The sequence below is a fragment of the Streptomyces sp. NBC_00328 genome, from assembly GCF_036139655.1.
In the GTDB taxonomy this organism is placed as follows: domain Bacteria; phylum Actinomycetota; class Actinomycetes; order Streptomycetales; family Streptomycetaceae; genus Streptomyces.
Genome location: NZ_CP108013.1, coordinates 6936915 through 6954964, shown reverse-complemented (window position 1 = coordinate 6954964; position 18050 = coordinate 6936915). Strand labels below are relative to the sequence as shown.

The 18050-nt window shown below is 71.4% G+C and carries 11 protein-coding genes and 1 pseudogene; 4 read left to right on the top strand and 8 right to left on the bottom strand.

Going from position 1 to position 18050, the window contains the following annotated elements:
• Positions 1-117 precede the first annotated feature (117 nt).
• Genes OG485_RS30665 through OG485_RS30655 form a run of 3 tightly spaced genes read right to left on the bottom strand, consistent with a single transcriptional unit; the run spans position 118 to position 3808 of the window.
• Positions 118-1053 (bottom strand): carbohydrate ABC transporter permease, encoded by a 936-nt coding sequence (locus OG485_RS30665; RefSeq protein WP_328671841.1) that lies wholly within the window; start codon positions 1051-1053, stop codon positions 118-120.
• Positions 1050-2102 (bottom strand): ABC transporter permease, encoded by a 1053-nt coding sequence (locus OG485_RS30660; RefSeq protein ID WP_328671840.1) that lies wholly within the window; start codon positions 2100-2102, stop codon positions 1050-1052. The genes OG485_RS30665 and OG485_RS30660 overlap by 4 nt, the downstream gene beginning before the upstream one ends.
• 26 nt (positions 2103-2128) lie before the next feature.
• Positions 2129-3808 carry a Tat pathway signal sequence domain protein gene (locus tag OG485_RS30655; RefSeq protein ID WP_328671839.1) on the bottom strand — a complete coding sequence of 560 codons (1680 nt, stop codon included), beginning with the start codon at positions 3806-3808 and terminating at the stop codon, positions 2129-2131.
• A 363-nt stretch (positions 3809-4171) separates the two neighbouring features.
• Here OG485_RS30655 and OG485_RS30650 point away from each other — a divergent pair, with 363 nt between their 5' ends.
• Complete coding sequence (locus OG485_RS30650; protein ID WP_328671837.1) at positions 4172-7021, top strand: glycoside hydrolase family 3 C-terminal domain-containing protein; 2850 nt, start codon at positions 4172-4174, stop codon at positions 7019-7021.
• A gap of 600 nt (positions 7022-7621) precedes the next feature.
• On the opposite strand, the gene OG485_RS30645 is transcribed toward OG485_RS30650, so the two are convergent.
• Positions 7622-8617, bottom strand: coding sequence for a helix-turn-helix transcriptional regulator (locus tag OG485_RS30645; protein ID WP_328671835.1), 996 nt, complete (start codon positions 8615-8617; stop codon positions 7622-7624).
• 161 nt (positions 8618-8778) lie between these two features.
• Between OG485_RS30645 and OG485_RS30640 the strand changes: the two genes are divergently transcribed.
• The 3 genes and pseudogenes from OG485_RS30640 to OG485_RS30630 all read left to right on the top strand — a co-directional run.
• Positions 8779-9087, top strand: a complete 309-nt coding sequence (locus tag OG485_RS30640; protein ID WP_328671833.1) for a hypothetical protein — start codon at positions 8779-8781, stop codon at positions 9085-9087.
• Positions 9088-9257: 170 nt separating this feature from the next.
• On the top strand, positions 9258-9431 hold the full coding sequence (locus OG485_RS30635) for a hypothetical protein (RefSeq protein ID WP_328671832.1): 174 nt from the start codon (positions 9258-9260) through the stop codon (positions 9429-9431).
• A gap of 208 nt (positions 9432-9639) precedes the next feature.
• Positions 9640-9777: pseudogene (locus OG485_RS30630) on the top strand (lytic transglycosylase domain-containing protein); the annotation flags it as partial.
• 480 nt (positions 9778-10257) lie between these two features.
• On the opposite strand, the gene OG485_RS30625 reads toward OG485_RS30630, so the two are convergent.
• The 4 genes from OG485_RS30625 to OG485_RS30610 form a co-directional block, all read right to left on the bottom strand.
• Positions 10258-11547: a hypothetical protein gene (locus tag OG485_RS30625; RefSeq protein ID WP_328671831.1), complete on the bottom strand. Its 1290-nt coding sequence runs from the start codon at positions 11545-11547 to the stop codon at positions 10258-10260.
• Between the two features lie 314 nt (positions 11548-11861).
• Positions 11862-13307 (bottom strand): aldehyde dehydrogenase family protein, encoded by a 1446-nt coding sequence (locus tag OG485_RS30620; RefSeq protein ID WP_328674726.1) that lies wholly within the window; start codon positions 13305-13307, stop codon positions 11862-11864.
• A gap of 293 nt (positions 13308-13600) precedes the next feature.
• Entirely contained in the window at positions 13601-15268 is a 1668-nt protein-coding gene (locus OG485_RS30615) for a PucR family transcriptional regulator (protein WP_328671830.1), read from the bottom strand.
• Between the two features lie 180 nt (positions 15269-15448).
• Entirely contained in the window at positions 15449-17854 is a 2406-nt protein-coding gene (locus OG485_RS30610; RefSeq protein WP_328671829.1) for an ATP/GTP-binding protein, read from the bottom strand.
• Positions 17855-18050: the final 196 nt, after the last annotated feature.

The window sequence follows — 18050 nt, the reverse complement described above, 5'->3', positions numbered from 1 at the left end:
GGTGAGGAGTGGACCGCCGCGGCCGACCGCTGGTCAGGAGCAGGTCGGCCGCGACGAGCTGGGGGGCGGCGGCGCGGGGTGGACACCGGGGCACCTCGGTGCGGAGCGCCCGGGCGGTCAGCCCTTCACCGCGCCGGTGAGCATGCCCTTCTTGAAGTGCCGCTGGACGAAGGGCGAGAGGACCGCGACCGGCAGCAGTGCCATCACCATGACGGCCATCTGCACGGCGAGCGGGGAGAGCTGGCCGGTGTTGATCTGGGTGGCGAGGCCGACCGGACGTTCCTGCTTCTGCACCAGCTGGATCATGACGTTCTGGAGCGGCATCATGTCCTGGTCGCTCAGGTAGATGGAGGCGTTGAACCAGGCGCTCCAGTAACCGACCGCGTAGAACAGCGAGATGACCGCGAGGACGGCCCGGGAGAGCGGCATCACGATCTGCCACAGGATGCGCCAGTCGCCCGCGCCGTCGATACGGGCGCTGTCGATCAGTTCGGGCGAGATGCCCATGAAGAACGCCCGCAGCACCAGGATGTTGAAGACGCTGACCGCGCTGGGGAGGATCAACGCGAGGTAACTGTCGGTGAGGCCGAGCGCCTGCACCAGCAGATAGGTGGGGATGAGTCCGGCGCCGAAGAACATCGTGGCGAGCAGCAGCATCAGGAACCAGCGGTGGCCGAGCGATCCGACGCGCGAGAGTCCGTAGGCGCACAGGACCGAGACCGCCATGCTGAACAGGGTGCCGGCCAGGGTCACGCCGACGCTGACGAGCGCGGCGCGCTGCACCTGGCCGCCGGTGAGCAGTTCCCTGTAGGCGACGAGGGTGACGCCCCTGGGGACGACGACCAGTCCGCCGGCCGCGTCGATGGTCTTCTTCGACTGGAGGCTGGTGACGACGACGATCCAGAGCGGGAAGAGGATCGCGAAGGCGGCCAGGGCGAGGATGAGCCCCTTGCCCGCGAGGCCGGCCTTCGACGGCTCCTCCTCCCAGGGCGGCCGGGGCGGTGCCGGCCAACGGCCGGGCCTGTCGCGCGGTGGGTGGGTCACGGCCGTCATTTCTCGTACACCCCCTGCTCGCCCATGAGGTGGGCGACCTTGTTGGCGGTCAGGACGAGCCCCAGGCCGACCACCCCCTTGATCAGTCCGGCCGCCGCGGCGTAGCCGAAGTCCTGGTTGCGGATGCCGTTCCACCAGACGTAGGTGTCGAGGACCTCGGCGGCGCCGGGGCCCACCGCGTCGCGCTGGAGCAGGAGTTGCTCGAAGCCGACGGTGAGCGCGTCGCCGACGCGCAGCACCAGGAGCAGGGCGATCACCGGGCGCAGGGCCGGCAGGGTGATGTGCCACATCCGGCGCCAGCGTCCGGCCCCGTCCATGGCGGCGGCCTCGTACAGGTCGGGCGAGACGGCCGACAGGGCCGCGAGGAAGACGATGATGCCCCAGCCCGCGTCCTTCCAGACGCCCTCGGCCGTCACCAGGAACTTGAAGATCCCCGGGTCGGTCATCAGGTCGATGCCCTGGTGCCCGTGCTGGCGCAGGGTCTGGGCGATGATGCCCGCCCCGCCGAAGATCTGCTGGAAGACGGTGACGACGAGGACCCAGGAGAAGAAGTGCGGGAGGTACATGACCGCCTGGGCGACGGCCCGGACCCGGGGCCTGACCACGCTGTTGATGAGCAGTGCGAGGCCGATGGGGATCGGGAAGTAGAGCACGAGCTGGAGGAAGAACAGGACGAACGTGTTCTGCACCGCGTGCCAGAAGGCCGAGTCCGCGAAGATCCGCTGGAAGTTCTCCAGGCCGGTCCAGGGGCTCTCGAAGATCGCGACGAAGCCGTTGTCGCTCAGATACGGGTCGTAGTCCTGGAAGGCGACGACGTTGCCCAGCACCGGTACGTAGGTGAAGACGAGCAGCAGCGCGATCGCGGGCAGGGTCATCAGGATCAGGGTGCGGTCGCGTCTGAACCGCAGCCGGAAGGCCGGCTTTCCCGCGCCCTGTGCGGCGCTCCCGGCGGCCCGCCGTCCGGTGGCGCCGTCCGGCGGGCTCGCTTCCGGCGTCCTCTTGCCCGCTCCGGCCCCGGCCCTGCTCCGAGGCACCGTGCTGTGGGACACGGCCTTCTCCTTGCCTCAGTCCTGGGTCACTTGGCCGCGGAGCCGTTGTCGTCGAGCAGCTTCTTGTACCAGGCGCGCAGGTCGTCGCCGCCCTTCTGCTTCCAGTCCGCGACGGCCTGCTGCACGTCACCGATCTTCTTGCGGCCGCGGACGACGTCGTCCTCCAGCTGCTCGAAGTCGTTGGCGAGGTTGGTCCACCGGTTGGGCTCGGTGATGGTCAGGCCGTAGAAGGAGGACTTCTTGGTGAAGGCGCCCATGCGCTGCTGCCACTCGACCTGGAGCCTGGCGATCTCCGGCAGATCGGGGTGGGCGAGGTAGGCGGCCGGGTCGCCGGTGTAGTCGTAGGCGCCGTTGACCTCGTTGGTGCCCTTGGTGGTCTTGGTGGGCAGGCCGTTCTTGATCGTGTAGTCGGTGCCCTCGACGCCGTAGACCGTGAGCATGTACTCCTTGGTGCCGTAGGGCGCCGCGCAGAAGTCGGCGAGCGCGAGGAAGTCCTTGATCTGCTGCTTGGACGCCTTGCCGCTCACGAAGGTGAAGATGCCGGCCGGCTGGGTCGCCCAGAGTGTGGGGTCGCCGCCGTCGGGGCCGAAGATGTCGAAGGCGCCCATCTCGAAGTCGGTCTTCTGGGTGCGCTGTTCGGCCGTCGAGCCGTACCAGTAGGACAGGTCGCCGTTGAAGACGAGGGACTGGCCCGCGGTGAAGCGGTTGGACGCGTCGCCCTTGACGGCCTTGGCGTCGGGGTGGACGACGCCCGCCGCGTACAGCTTGCGCGTCCACTCCAGGGCTTCGAGGTACTCGTCGGTCTCGATCCGGTTGACCAGCTTGCCGTCCCTCAGGTCCCACCACAGGGCTTTGTCGCTGCCGTTGAGGACGCCGTAGATGTTGAAGGCCGTCCACTTGAGGTCGTCGCAGGCCCACACCTTCGCCTTGGCGTCGGTGGCCTCCTTCGCCCAGGACAGGAACTCGTCGGGCGACTTGGGCAGGGTGTAGCCCTTCCTGGCGAAGATGTCCTTGCGGTAGAAGGGCGCGATGTTCGTGACGTAGGAGGCCGGCATCGGGATCGCGCGCAGCCGGCCGCCGAAGATGGAGCGCTGCCAGGCGTCGGTCGGTACGGCCGCGAGGTTCGGGTAGGCCTTGACCTTGTCGCCCGACAGATACGGGCCGAGGTCGGCGAACTTGGCGTTGATCGCGCTCGGGATCTTGCCGTTCAGGTTCCAGCCCGGGACGACCACCACGTCCGGGATGTCGCTGGAGGCGAGGACCGCGCCCAGTTTCTCGTCGTAGGTGTTGCCGTCCTGGTTCTGCCAGGTCGCCTTGACGCCGATGGCCTCGTTCATGGCCGTGTAGTACGCGTTGCCGCCGGACGGCGGGGTGCCCCAGAACGGCGACATGATCTTCAGGTCGCTGCCGGTGCCCGGCTTCTTCGGGACGGACGTCTTCAGCGCGTCCAGGTCGATCGCCCGGGTGAAGCCGGCCGCCGATCCGTTCTTCGACGGGAGGTCGGGCGTGACGACGTTCGACGCCACGAACGCCGGAAGGATCTTCTGGGCGTCCTTCCCCGAGGTGGTGCCGTCCTTGCTGCCGTCCTGTCCTCCGCCGCAGGCGGCGAGCAGGGACGTTCCGCCGGCCACGGCGGCCGCTGCGACGGCCGTGGAGGCGAGGAAGCTTCTCCGGCTGGGGGCGGGGGTGGCGGTGTTCGGCGTCATTGCGTCAACCCTTCATGGCGCACAGCAGGACACCCGGCGGTGGAGCCGTCGGCTGCGGTGTCTTGAGTGGATCTGCCTGAGCTGAAGCGGTCCTCGGAGGACTGTGCCCCGGGAAGAGGGAAGCCCGACAATCGAAGCGCTTCGATGTTGCTGCGAGGTTAAGTGAACGCCTGGGGGTGCACAAGGGCCGATCCCAAGATTCCTCGGAGACGCACGACAACAGAGCGTATCCGTGCGGCACTTGACATCACTGGCGGGAAACAGAGGTGAGCCGCTCAAGCGTCTTGACACCCACCCCTTGGTCGATCGAGCATCGAAGCGCTTCGAAAGACCTTCGATGCTCCACCGCAAAGGGATCACCACGTGACCGCAGAGACGCCACCCATGCCGCCCTTCCGCGACGCGAGCCTGCCGTTCGCGAAGCGCATCGACGACCTGCTGACGCGGCTCACCCTGGACGAACGCGTCGCGTTCCTGCACCAGTACGCGCCCCCCGTCGAGCGGCTCGGGATACCCGCCTTCCGCACCGGCCAGGAGGCGCTGCACGGGGTCGCCTGGATGGGTCCGGCGACGGTGTTCCCGCAGGCCGTCGGGCTCGGCGCGACCTGGAACGCCGGGCTCGTGCGCCGGATCGGGGAGGCCGTCTCGTCGGAGGCCCGCGCGATGCGCGCCCGCGACGACCGCGTGGGCCTCAACGTCTGGTCCCCCACGGTCAATCTGCTGCGCCACCCGCTGTGGGGACGCAACGAGGAGGGCTACTCGGAGGACCCGGCGCTCACCTCCGCCATCGCCACCGCGTACACCCGCGGGCTGCGCGGCGACCACCCGGTCTACTGGCGTACGGCGCCGGTCCTCAAGCACTGGCTCGCGCACAACAACGAGACGGGCAGGGACACCTCGTCCTCGTCCGTCCGCCCGCGCGTGCTGCACGAGTACGATCTGCGCGCCTTCCGCGAGACCGTCGAGGCGGGCTCCGTCGCCGGGGTGATGCCCGCGTACAACCTGGTCAACGGCCGCCCCAACCATGTCTCGCCGTATCTTCGCGAGCACCTGCGGGCCTGGACCGACCAGGAACTGCTGGTCTGCTCGGACGCGGGCGCGCCCTCCAACCTGGTCGACTCCGAGCACTACTTCGACACCCACGAGGAGGCCACCGCCGCCGCGCTCCGGGCCGGCGTCGACAGCTTCACCGACCACGGCGAGGACGGCTCGCGGATCACCGCACGCGTCCGGGGAGCCCTGGAGCGAGGCCTGCTGACCGAGGCCGACATCGACACCGCGGTCCGCCGCCAGCTCGCCGTGCGCTTCCGGCTGGGCGAGTTCGACCCGGACCTCGACCCGTACGCGAGCACGGGGGAGTTCGACACACCCACCCACCGCGCGCTCGCCCGGGAGGCAGCGGAGCAGGCGATCGTCCTGCTCAAGAACGACGGTCTGCTGCCGCTGCGCCCCGGCGTCCGGCTCGCCGTCGTGGGCCTGCTCGCCGACGAGTGCAAGCTCGACTGGTACAGCGGCACGCTCATCCACCGGTCGACCCCGCTGGAAGGCCTGTACGAGCGGTTCGGCGCCGAGCGGGTGGACTTCGCCGAGGGCGTGGACCGCGTACGCCTGAGGACCGCGTCCGGCCGGTATCTCGCGGTACCCGCCGCGGACGGCACACCGGCGGAGACCCGGGGTGCCGAGGGTGCGCTCGACCCGGCGCTGCTCGCCGGCCGTACGGACCTGCCCCCGCTGACCGCCGACGCCGTCGGCACCGAACTGGCTCTGGCCGACTGGGGCGAGGGCGTCCTCACGCTGCGCTCCCCCGACGGCCGCTACCTGTCGGTCGCCGACGACGGCTTCGTGCGCGCGTCCGCCGACCGGCCGGGCGGCTGGGTCGTCCAGGAGACCTTCCGGCTGGAACCCTCCGCTTCCCATCGCGGCGGCCACCTCCTCAAGCACCTCGGGACGGGCGGATACGTCTGTGTCGCCGCCGACGGCGTGAAGGTTGCCGGGCGGGAGGCCGGGGACGCCGAGATCTTCGTGGCGGAGTTCACCGAACGCGGTGAGGACGCGGTGGCGCGCGTCGCCGCCTCCGCCGACGTGGTTCTCGTCGTCGCGGGCAACGACCCGCACATCAACGGCCGCGAGACCGAGGACCGTACGACCCTGCGGCTGCCCGCCCATCAGGAACGGCTGCTGGACGCCGCCCGCGCGGCGAACCCGGACACCGTGCTGGCGCTGGTCTCCGCCTACCCGTACGCGGTCGACCCCACCGGCCTGCCCGCCCTGCTGTGGACCGCGCACGGCGGCCAGGCTGCCGGCACCGCGCTGGCCCGCGTGCTCGCCGGGGACGTCTCCCCCGGGGGCCGCCTCCCGCAGACCTGGTACGCCACGGACGACGACCTGCCCGGTCTGCTCGACTACGACGTGATCGGCGGCCGGCAGACCTACCTCTACTTCGAGGGGACCGCGCTCTTCCCCTTCGGACACGGTCTGTCCTACGCCTCGTTCGCCTACACGGATCTGCGGGTCCGCAGGGAGGCCGCGGCCCTGACCGTCTCCTGCACCGTGACGAACACCGCGACCGTGACCGCCGACGAGGTCGTCCAGCTCTACACCCGGGCGGTCGCCCCGTCCGTGCCCCGCCCGCGCCGCGCCCTGGCGGCGCACCGGCGGGTCCGGCTCGCTCCGGGCACCTCGACGGCCGTCACCTTCGGCCTCCCGCTCACCGCGCTGGAGTTCTGGGACGTCGCGCACGGCCGTCGACGCCTGGAACCGGGCATGTACGAGCTGCTGGTCGGCGCCTCCAGCGAGGACGTCCGGCTCGGGGCGACCGTCGAACTCGACGGCGAGCCGGGCGCGTTCCGCCCGGTCCGCGAACGCGGCCTGGACGCGGCCGACTTCGACGAGCAGCACGGCACCGAGATCGTCGACCGTACGAAGACGGCGGGCGACGCGGTGACCCCGGCGGACGGCGGGACGGGCGAACTCCTGTACCGGCTCTGCGACTTCGGAGCGGGCGTCACCGGTGTCGTGATCGAGGTGGCGGGCGAGGGCGCTGTCGAGGTCTCGCTGGACGGCAAGCCGGTCGCGGAAGTCACGCTGAGCGGAACACGGGGGCCCTACGACTACCGCACCCTCACCGCCCCGTTCACCGCCGGCGGTGTGCACGACGTCCACCTCGGACTGCGCGGGCCCGTCCGGCTCGCGCACGTCGGCTTCTCCGGTTGAGGGTCCGGAGGAGCCGGCACAGGGGTCCGGCACCGGAAGGCATCGGTGCCGGGCCCCTTCTCTGGCGAACTTAGCTGAAAACGATTGTCACTAGACACATCGTTTTCGGTCACGTCCCGACAGACGGACGGCCGGACGGACGGATCCCGTGGGCGTCTTCGAGCTCTTCCGAGAGACGCCAGGCCGTCCGGCCGTGCACCTGCCGCGCATGTTCAGCGACCTGCCCGGCCGGGGTGTTTGCGCTTCCCAAGCCGTGCGCTAATATGATCTTCAGCAGATCGGTGGAGGTCACACCGGTTCGCGATGCGTTGGTGGTCCAAGGAAAGACGCCCCGCTTCCTGCGGGGAAATGCAGGTGCAAGGCCTGCCCGGCGCTCTGTGAAGACCCTGTCCCGTGTTGTCCGGGACAGGGTCTTTTTCTGTCCGGGTCCGGCTCGCACGGGCCGATTCCGGTGGGGCGACGGGTCTCTTCGGGCCCGCGTGAGCCTGCGCGAGCCCGGCGACCGTGGCACGCCGGTCGCCGGCGTGAAACCGCAGCGTACGGGCGAAGCCCTGCATGCCGAGCGGTCGCCGTCGTGTTGCCTCGCCCCTGGACGGCGCTTCAGGGCCGGGCCGGCAGCCAGCCCTGCTGAACGGCGCGTACGCCGGCCTCGAAACGGCTGCGTGCGCCGAGGCGGTCCATCAGTTCGGAGGCGATCCGCCGGGCCGTGCGGTGCGACACCCCGAGCCGTTTGGCGATCGCCTCGTCGGTATGGCCTCCGGCCAGGAGACGGAGGGCGGTCGCCTGCTGGCCGGTGAGCCCGTTCGGGTCGGTGGGGACGACCTCGCCGAGCGGCCGTGCGGCCTCCCAGGTGGTCTCGAAGAGCGCGCACAGCGCGGTGAGCATGCCCTGGCCGGTCAGCAGGACGGCGCCCGCGGCGGTGTCGTCGCTGCTGACCGAGATCATGGCGGTCCGCCGGTCCATGAGGATCATCCGGGTCGGCAGGGACGGAACCGTGCGGATCCGGCCGCCCAGCCGGGCCAGCCAGGTGGCGTGTTCGACGGTGGGCCGGTTGGTGCGGACGCTGTCGAGGTAGATCGTGCGCATGCGCACCCCACGGCCGAGCAGATCCTCGTTCAGCGGCCGTGAGGCGGCCATGTTCTCCGCGGTCTGCGGACCGCCCGGGGCGAAGGTCAGGAACTCCTCGCGCACCTCCCGGGTGAGCACGGCCAGCCGGTCGCGTATCTGGTCGAGGCCGACCAGTTGCTCCACCCCGGGATGGCTGGTGGCCGGACGGAGCTCGGCGTACTCGGAGATGAGCTGGGCCGCGGCCGACCGCGAGGCTTCGAGGCGCTGCTGCTGGGCCGCCAGCTGGGCCTGCTGGCGGCCCATCAGGATCTCCATGCCGATGTCCGGGGAGACCGCCCGGAGCCGGCTCGCGTCCCCGGCGGCGGGGCGCACCAGCGCCAACTCGCTCAGTGTGTCGAGGGCGTCGCGCACCTCTTCCCCGGACAGCCCCACGTCATCGGCGAGGGCCTCGACACCCGCGGCCGGGTGTCTGAGCATGGCGCGGTACACCGCCTCCGTGACGGAGTCGAGTCCGAGAGCGGTCAGCATCTGGTTCCCCCCAGTTTCCTGCACTCAACATCCCCTCTTCGATGATGATCTTCGCAGAAGGGCGCGGGATCCTCACAGTGCCAGGACGGAACCGGCCGTGGCCTCAACCGTCCATCTCTCAGGCCGACTTGCTCTCGACTTCCGTTGAGAGTCTGGAACGCATGTATCTGGTCCACACGCATCTGGAACTGCCATCCGGCGAGGAACTTCCGGAGAACATCCGGGCGTTGGTGCGATCGGCGATCGTCACCCGCGACCGCGTCGAACACGTCGCCGTTCACCCCGTCTCTCCCTCCCGGCTCACGCTGGGCTTCTATCTGCTGGCCGGTGTGCTGGAGGAGGCGGAGGAACGGTCGGTTCGCGTCTGCCGCCGACTGCTGCGCGACGTACCGCAGTTGGCCACCGCGCGGCTGACCGGTGCGGGGGTGCCGTTGCTGCCGCTGACCTTCGAACCGCAGGCGGTGGACTGAAGCGGCCCGCGTGGACACATCGGTCCAAGGCCCTTTCCGTCCATCCGTGAACTCTTCTCACGGGGCTGAGCTGCGACGAACCTATGGATCACCGGCCGAGCCGAGCGCCACCGCGGGGCGCGACAGCAGGCCGGACACCGCATCTCCTCCCGGAAGGAACGGAAACAGCCATGCTTCGTACCCGAATCGCCAAGGTCGCCGCGGTCTCCTCCCTCGTCGTCGCCGCGGCTCTCTCCTCCCCGGTGGTCACGCTCCAGTCCCCGGCGGACGCGGTTCCGGCCTCCTCCGTCCTCGCCGGTGACGCCGGCTGGCAGGTCGCCCCGACGGACGCCGGCTGGCAGTAGGCCGCCCGCCGCCACTGACGGCCACTCACCGCGGCCGTCGACCACCCGTCCGCCCAGCCGGGCACCTACACCTGCACCACCGGCACGGAGACGGTCGACCGCGACAACATCGGCGAGGTCAAGGCCGCCGGCAGGCAGCTGACGAACGACAAGGACGCCGCCTGGGCCACCTCCGCGCAGTGGGCCTGCCTGGAGACGCTCTGGGACCACGAGAGCAGCCGGCGCGGGCGACGGCTGGAAGGACAACCCCCTCACCCAGATCAAGTGGGGCTTGAACTACATCGACGGCCGCTACGGCTCCCCGTGCGACGCGTGGAACTTCTGTCAGGCGAACAGCTGGTACTGATGCCGGCGGACCTGAAAAGGGCGGCGCCCCCTCGAACCGAGGGGGCGCCGCCCTTTCGGCGTGTGCCGGGGGAGTCCGGCCCTCCGGGACATGGATGCGGTGGGCGCCCGGCGCGTTCATGGAGCCGGCGCCACCGGCACGACCTGGGCGTCACCGTCGGCGTCGCGCACGAGGCAGGGCCGGAGACCGGCAGCACCCCGGCAGGCCCGGGAGGTCGGCGGTGCCCCGGCGGTGCGGACGGCGGCGGGGGCGTGGCTCCGGTCGGAGTCGGTGGAGACCGTCGGCCGGTACCACTCCGTTCCGTTCCGGCCAGTACCGCGCCGCCCGGCCGCTGTGGTGAGGGTTCTGCCGGTTGATGCCTCTGCCGGCTGCATGTTCTGCCGGCTGTCGGTTCCGCCGGTGGTGAGGCCGTTCTGGGCCGGGAACGCCTTGAAGGCCCCGCCGAGGATCGGCGGGGCCTTCAAGGCATCGGGTAGGGCGTCAGGCGATCTTCTTGTAGCGCAGGGCGACGTACGACGAGGCCGGGTGGCCGCTGATGTCGCCGCTGTCGATGTCCGCGGTCGAGTAGTTCATGTCCGTTGCCGGGCTGCTCTCGGAGTAGTAGTAGAAGGTGCCCGCGTCCTGGTTCTTCCAGCCCGCGAAGATGACGGCGTGCTCGGAGTAGCTGTTCAGAGCGTCACCGGGCCTGAGGTCGGACTTGTTGATCTCCGTGCTCGCGCTGGAAAGGGTCTCGGTCGTCAGCGAGCTGGTGAGGTGCCAGGCCATGGAGACGAAGCCGGAGCAGTCGGTGCGGTAGGTGTGATCGCCGTCGATGTCGGAGGCGGAAGCGCCCTGGTCGTACTGGACGTTGCGGGTGTACCAGTTCTTGGCCCGGGTCATGACCTCGCTGCGGGAGATGGTGCCGCCCTGCACGGACTCCGGCGGGGCCGGCGCCACGTAGGCGCAGTTGTTCGCGTAGGTCGACAGCAGGCTCTGGGTCCAGCCGGAGGCGTCCACCGGGTCGTCGGAGTGGTACGTGATGTCGCTGCCGTCACCGTCGGTCGGGTCCGCGTCGTGGTACCAGTACATGCCGCCGCTGGTACGGCCGTAGTAGAGGCCGCCGCCCGGTGAGGAGAGCGAGTCGACCGCCGACCAGCCGCTCGTCTTGAGGACCGAGAGGTCCCAGTCGTCCACTCCGTTGATCTTGTAGCTGAGCAGCCGTCCGTCCGCGGTCGAGGCGACGATGCGGTCGTCGCCCGCGGCGGCGAGCGTCTTGAGGACGAAGCCGGTGTCGATCACGACGTGCTGGCCTATGTGGGCCGACCCCGCGGGCTTGGCCTGCGACACCAGGTACTGGTGGAGCTGGCCGTCGACCGTCCCGTAGAGGTGACCGGCGCCGTCGTAGACCAGCTTGTCGAAGGTCCAGCCGCCTTCCCAGATCTTGACGACGCCCGCGACCGTGAGGGAGGTGTTGTTCGTCTGTATGTCGACCCGGTAGAGGTCGCCGGTGGTCGAAGTGACCAGGACCGTGTTGAAGTTGAGGGCCGCCATCGTCTTGGGCGTGAAGCCGAGGTTCGGGCCGATGAGCGTCTTGACGCGGTCGCCGGTGTTCGGCGCGATCTGCGTGTACGTCAGCCGGCCGTCGGACAGCGTGCCGTACATCGACACGTCGCCGCTGCAGGACGCGACGGCGTGCGCGGCTCCGCCGGTGACCACCACCAGGCCGAGGGACATCGCGCCGACGGCGACGGCGGCGGCTGTGGTGCGGCGGACGGCATGGCTCAGCTTCATGATTTCTCCTGCGGTGAGTAGGTCGAGCGGGCGAAGCCACATCCCTGGCCCAGACAGCTGCCCTGCAGGTGCAGCCGTGAAGGATGTCTCGGGTGTGGCTCCCGGTGACAGGAACTACTTTCGCCGCAGGTCACGGGGGTCGGAAGAGAAATCGCGTGGACGCAAACGTCCCTGGCCCGTTGCGTCCTGACGGAGCGTCGGCAGCACCGGAACACCGGGCACGCACGGAAACCGCCGTCCGAAGCACCCGGACACGCCGACGGCCGCAGCCCCCGCACAGTGGGCTGCGGCCGTCGGCCTCGGTGAGGTCTTCGTCAGAGGGCGAGACCCGTCAGCACGAGCACCCGCTCGTAGGTGTAGTCGTCCATCGCGAACCTGACGCCCTCACGGCCGACACCGGACTGCTTCGCACCGCCGTACGGCATCTGGTCGGCACGGTAGGACGGAACGTCGCCGATCACGACGCCGCCCACCTCCAGGGCGCGGTGCGCGCGGAAGGCGGTCTGCAGGTCGTGCGTGAACACGCCTGTCTGGAGGCCGTACTTGGAGCTGTTGGCGGCCTCGAAGGCAGCCGCCTCGCCGTCCACCTTCTGCACGGTCAGGACCGGTCCGAAGACCTCCTCGCAGGAGATCGTGACGTCGGCCGGAACGTCGGCGAGGACGGTCGGGGCGTAGGAGGCGCCGTCGCGCTTGCCACCGGTGAGCAGCGTGGCGCCGGCCGCGACGGCCTCGTCCACCCACGACTCGACGCGCTCGGCGGCGGCCTCGCTGACCAGCGGGCCGACGTCCGTCGCGTCGTCGGACGGGTCGCCGGTGACCTGGGCCTCGACGGCGGCGACGATGCGCGGCAGCAGCCGCTCGTACACCGCGGTGTCCGCGATCACGCGCTGCACCGAGATGCAGGACTGGCCGCCCTGGTAGTTGGAGAAGGTCGCGATACGGGTCGCGGCCCAGTCCAGGTCCGCGTCGCTCGCGAAGTCGGCGAGGACGACGGCCGCGCCGTTGCCGCCCAGTTCCAGGGTGCAGTGCTTGCGCGGCACCGAGTCCATGATCGCGTAACCGACCGTCTCGGAACCGGTGAAGGAGATGACGGGAAGGCGCTCGTCCTGGACCAGGGCGGGCATCTTCTCGTTGGCGACCGGCAGGATGCTCCAGGAACCGGCGGGAAGGTCGGTCTCGGCCAGCAGGTCGCCGAGGATCAGGCCGGACAGCGGGGTCGCGGGCGCCGGCTTCAGGATGATCGGGGCACCCGCGGCGATGGCCGGGGCGACCTTGTGGGCGCACAGGTTCAGCGGGAAGTTGAAGGGCGCGATTCCGAGGACGACACCCTTGGGGAAGCGGCGCGTGAGGGCGAGCCGGCCCTGACCGCCCAGGTCGGTGTCCAGGCGCTGCGCCTCGCCGCCGTTGAAGCGGCGGGCCTCCTCGGCGGCGAACCGGAACACGGACACCGCGCGGCCGACCTCGCCGCGGGCCCACTTGATCGGCTTGCCGTTCTCGGCGGAGATGAGCTGCGCGATCTCCTCGGTGCGCTCGGCCAGACGGCGCGAGACGTGGTCGAGGGCGGCGGCGCGTACGTGGGCCGGGGTCGCGGCGAACTCGTCGCGCACGGCGTGCGCGGCGGCCACGGCCTCCTCGACCTGGGCCTCGGTGGGCACGCTGACCTGGCCGACGAGGCGGCCGTCCCACGGCGAGGTGACGTCGAAGGCGGTCTCGCCCGTGGCCTGGCGGCCGGCGAGCCAGAAGGCGTGGGTGGCCCCCACGATTTTTTCCTGGGGCATGTGCGAGTCCCGGCCCTTCCGTATGGGGGTGACGATGGGGGGTGTTCCTGCTGGTGCTGCTCTCGCGTCCACGGTAGGGCCGGGACCACCACGGGTCGTTTGTCCGGCGCGTAACAGTCGGGGGGCGAGGTACGCCGGTTTGGACTGATCGCCGACTGATCGCCCACCGGGCGCCCACGGGGTGGGCCCACTGATCGCCGGGATCCGCCGAGCGGGATCGCCGGATGTCCGCCGGGCGAGCCGCCAGGCGCGCGGCCGTCAGCGGCGGGACCCGGTCACTCCCCCGTCGCGGCCGTGGCCTTCAGGGCCAGCCAGAGTTCCATCCGGACGTCGGGGTCGTCCAGGGAGCGGCCGAGGATCTCCTCGACCCGGCGCATCCGGTAGCGCAGCGTGTGCCGGTGGACCCCCAGGTCGGCGGCCGCCGCGTCCCACTGCCCGTGCCGTGACAGCCACGCCCGCAGCGAGGCGACGAGGTCCCCGCGGCCGGTGGCGTCGTGCTCGTGGAGCGCCCGCAGGAGCCCGTCGGCGAACGCCCGCACGGCGTCGTCCGCGAGCAGCGGCAGTACGGACCCGGCCGCCAGTTCCTCGTGCTCGACGAGGAGCCGGCCCCGGCGCCGGGCGACGGACAGTGCCTGTTCGGCCTGCTTGTAGGCGGCGCGGGCGGCGATCGGTCCTGCGGGGGCCGAGAGCCCGACGACGAGTTGGCCCTCGTCCCCGGCCGCCCCGGCGGGCTGCTCGCGCGGGACGGCCCGCGCGGACTCCAGCCCCGCGGCGTAGTCCCCGCAGGCCGCCACCGCGGCGCCTCCGTCCACGGCGAGAACGACCAGCCGCTCCCCGTCGGGCACGACGAGCACCGACTCCCCCGAACGCGCGGCGGCGGATTCGACGACCTCCGCGAGGCCGCCCAGCGGATCGCCCTTGGCGTCGGGCACGGCGACGGCGGTCTTCGAGGGCGCGGCGGCACCCGGGCGCGCGTGGGCGTCGGCGTGGGCACGGCCGGCCGACGCGGACACCGACTCGGCGATGATCAGCCGGAAGGGGGCGTCGAGCAGTTCGCCGTACAGGTCTCCGGCGACGGTGCGCGCGTGGTCGGGTTCCCCGGCGAGCAGCATCCCGAGCACGGCCGCGCCGATCCGCTGCTCGGCGGCGTGCAGGGACCGCGAGCGTTCGGTGGTGAGGGTCAGCAGGGCGATGGCCGAGTGCACGGCGTAGCGCTCGGCGGTGCCGAGCGCGCCGGCGGTCCCGACGGCGAGCGCGGCGCGCGGCCTGCGTCCCGTGCCGAGGGAGTGCAGTTCGACGCGGTCCTCCCCGCCCACCACGGAGCTCGCGGGGGCGGGCCGCTCGCGCAGCCGCTCCACGTCCGGGGTGAGGCGCGCGGCGCGGCGTCCCGCCCAGTCGGGGGCGGCGGCGACGACGGAACCGGACGCGTCGTAGAGCGCCGCCCATCCGTCGACCTGTCCGGCGAGCGCGGTGAGCAGTCCCTCCGGCCCGCCGTTCAGGGCCTGCTTGGTGAGCTCGCGCTGCGCGGCGAATCCCGCGGTGACGGCCCGGTACTGATCCGCGGCGATGGCGGCGGACACGGCCTTGCTGATGGCGAGGAACGGGGTGCGCCGGGGCACTTCGAGGAGCGGCAGTCCCTCTTCGGCGGCCGCGTCGACGAGCGCCTTCGGGATCTCGTCGTAGTTGACCCCGACGGCGAAGCCGATCCCGACGACTCCGGCACCGGTCAGCCGTTTCACGTACCGCCGCATGACCTCGGGATCGTCCGCGTCCAGCTTGAGCGCGGTGATCAGCAGCAGTTCCCCGCCCTCCATGTACGGCACGGGGTCGGCGAGCTCGCTGACATGGGCCCAGCGGACGGGCACGTCCAGGCGGTCCTCGCCCGCACGCACCGTGAGCTTGAGCGCGGAGTGGTGGACGAGCGAGGCGAGCGTGGGGGGCATGGGGCCTTCAGGTCGGTGTGATCTCTGTGATCTCTGTGATCTTTTGGCCGCGGCGTATGAACGGCCTGTGTCGATTCTGCCTCACCGTACGGTCGCCGCGTGCGTTCATCCCCGGACACCCTGGTCAGCGGGTCCGTATATCCATACGTCGCCTTCGATACGTCCCGCCCCGGGTGCCCGTCAGCCGCGCAGGTCCACCAGCAGCGGCGGGGCGTGTTCCCCCTCGACGCTGGTCAGCGACAGGACGGCGTGGCCGGGCGGCACCGCGTGCGCCAGTTCGGAGGCGGACCAGCGTTCCCGCTCGACCTGACGCACGGTCACGGCGTCCGTGGTCACCGCCTTGCCGGTCACCAGCTTGCGCAGGGCGTGGATGGCCCGGGTCATGGGCTGGTCGGCGAAGACGGTGTGCTTGGCCACGTCCTGCGTCTCGACCCACTCGGTGCCCCAGGACTCGGCGAAGCGGCCGCCGTCCCAGGTCGTGACGCCGGAGAAGGCCATGCGGCAGCCGACCGCGCCGTACAGCGGCCCGTGCAGGGCCTCGGGGATGTCCCCGATGGTCCGCAGGGCGAGGACCACTCCGGCGTTGTACGCCCGCAGGCCCTGGATGCGGCGTACCGTCTCGGCGGTCAGGGCGCCGGTCGCGTCGTCGAGGACCAGGCAGGCGAAGTGCCCGCGCCGGTCGCCGCCGCGGACGACGGCGGCGAACTGGGCGAGCAGCAGCCGGGTGAGGAGCTGGGAGGCCTCTTCGTACCCGCGTTCCGGCAGATCGACACGGACGCGCAGCGGGTGATGCGCCACCGCCCGGAGCGAGAACGGCCGGGCGCTGGTGCCCGAGCCGAAGAAGTCGGCGAAGACGGGCCGGTCCAGCAGCGCCAGGCGGTCGGCCAGAACGGGGCCGGGGTCGTTCGGGCCGCCGCTCTGCCGCAGCCGTGCCTCCAGTTCGCGGAGCATCGCGGGGTGGCCCCCGGCCGACAGGTCCTGCCGCAGGGGTTCCAGCAGCGCGGGCACTCCTTCGAGCAGTTCGCGCAGCACGGGAATCGTGGGGAACGTGCCGTGCACGGCCCGGTAGGGACCGAGCAGCTGGGCCAGGGCGGTGGCGGCGCGCCGGACGTCGACACCGTCGACGCTGCCGACCAGGCCTTCCGCGAGAAACGCGGCGGCCTCGTCGGGGTCCTCGCAGTCGGCGTACAGATCCAGGTCGTGGACGGACTCGGGGTCACCGAGCTTCACGACGACGTCGTACGACGCGTCGGGGCCGACCGGTGTCCCGGCGGCGGCCACGACGACGACGGCGCAGCGCGCGGTGAGGGCCTGGAGCCCGAGGGATTCGGCGACGGGCCGCACGAGGTGGCGCGTCTTTCCGGATCCCGCGGGTCCGACGGCGAGGAGCGAGGTGCCGAGCGTCGCCGGGCCGAGGGCGGCACCCGCGCCGGAGTAGGCGAGCGGAGTGCGCTCGCGGGCGACCCACCGGCCGAGCCGCACCTGGGCCGCGAGCAGGTCGTGCGAGGCGGCGCGGACGGGCAGGTCGCGGGCCCCGGACGGATGGGTCCAGGCCGCGGCGCCCCGCCGCAGCACGGTGTCGCTGAAGCCGGCGAGCCCTCCGTCGCGCTTGGCCGAGGTCCAGGCGCGCAGAATCCTCGCGCAGTCGACGTCGTTCATGCGTTCCGTCAGCACCTCGGAGGACAGCAGTTCCGCCGCCTTGTGCTGACCGGTCGCCCTCAGTTCGGGCCATTCGGCCGGGGGGGCGGACGGCTCTTCCGGTGCGGCCGGGGAGGCCGCCGCGGCCGGGCGGGAACCGAGGCGCTCCTTGGCGAGCGGCCACCATCCGCCCAGTTTGGCGAAAGGCAGCAGGACCAGCACGGTGATCAGCGCTTCGACGCCGTAGCTGACCACAAGTGACGCAAACACGTCACGTCCGCCGGCGATCAGCGCCACCAGGGACAGCACCGGATCGACGATCGGCAGGGGGTCCCACCCGACGCCCGGGAAGGCGTCCGGCCAGACGAACATGAGGGTCAGCAGGGCCGCCAGGGCCGCGATGACGGCCCGGCCCGGCTGCGCGCGCCGTACGACGAAGTGATGGGCGATCTCGCGCCAGCTTCCGAGGCGCCCCATCGTGTAGACCAGCGCCGCGAAGAAGAGGCCGTCGTAGACGACGCGGGCGTCCACGCCCTGCCAGGTCTTCGGGGCCGTCGTCCCGCCCCACCACCAGTCCTCCGGTGTGAACAGTTTCAGCACGACCAGCTGGTAGGGGACGTTCCCCCGGCGCCACAGGGACCAGACGACGAGCCCGAGCACCAAGGGGATCAGCAGGCCGACGATCGTCACGGAGGGCAGACGCCTGCGCTCCTTCGACTCCCGGGGGGCGACATATCCGTACCGCCAGATCCCCGGTGCGGCCTCGGGACGGGGTTCGTTGAGCCAGTCACGCACGGCCCGGCGGGGTCCGGGCGGGCCGGCGGGGACGGGCGGCGGGCCCGAGGGCCTGGGCGGGGCTCCGCCGGGGACGGCCCCGGGGGGTGCGGCCGGACGAGGTACGGGATCGGCATGCGTGCCACGTGCGTCGCGCGTACCGTCGAAGTCCATCGTGTGCGCCCCCTGACCAGCCAGTCCGCCTGTCGCTCCGAGGCCAATCTAGTGGTCCTGCGGGGCGAGTTCACCGTTTACACGGCCGGGTCCGCGGCGGGACGGGGCCGCCGGGCGTCCGCTCCTCTATGTCCACCGCGGACAACGGATTCCTCCGACAACGCCCACATGGCGCATGCCGAGCCCCCCTCCTCGG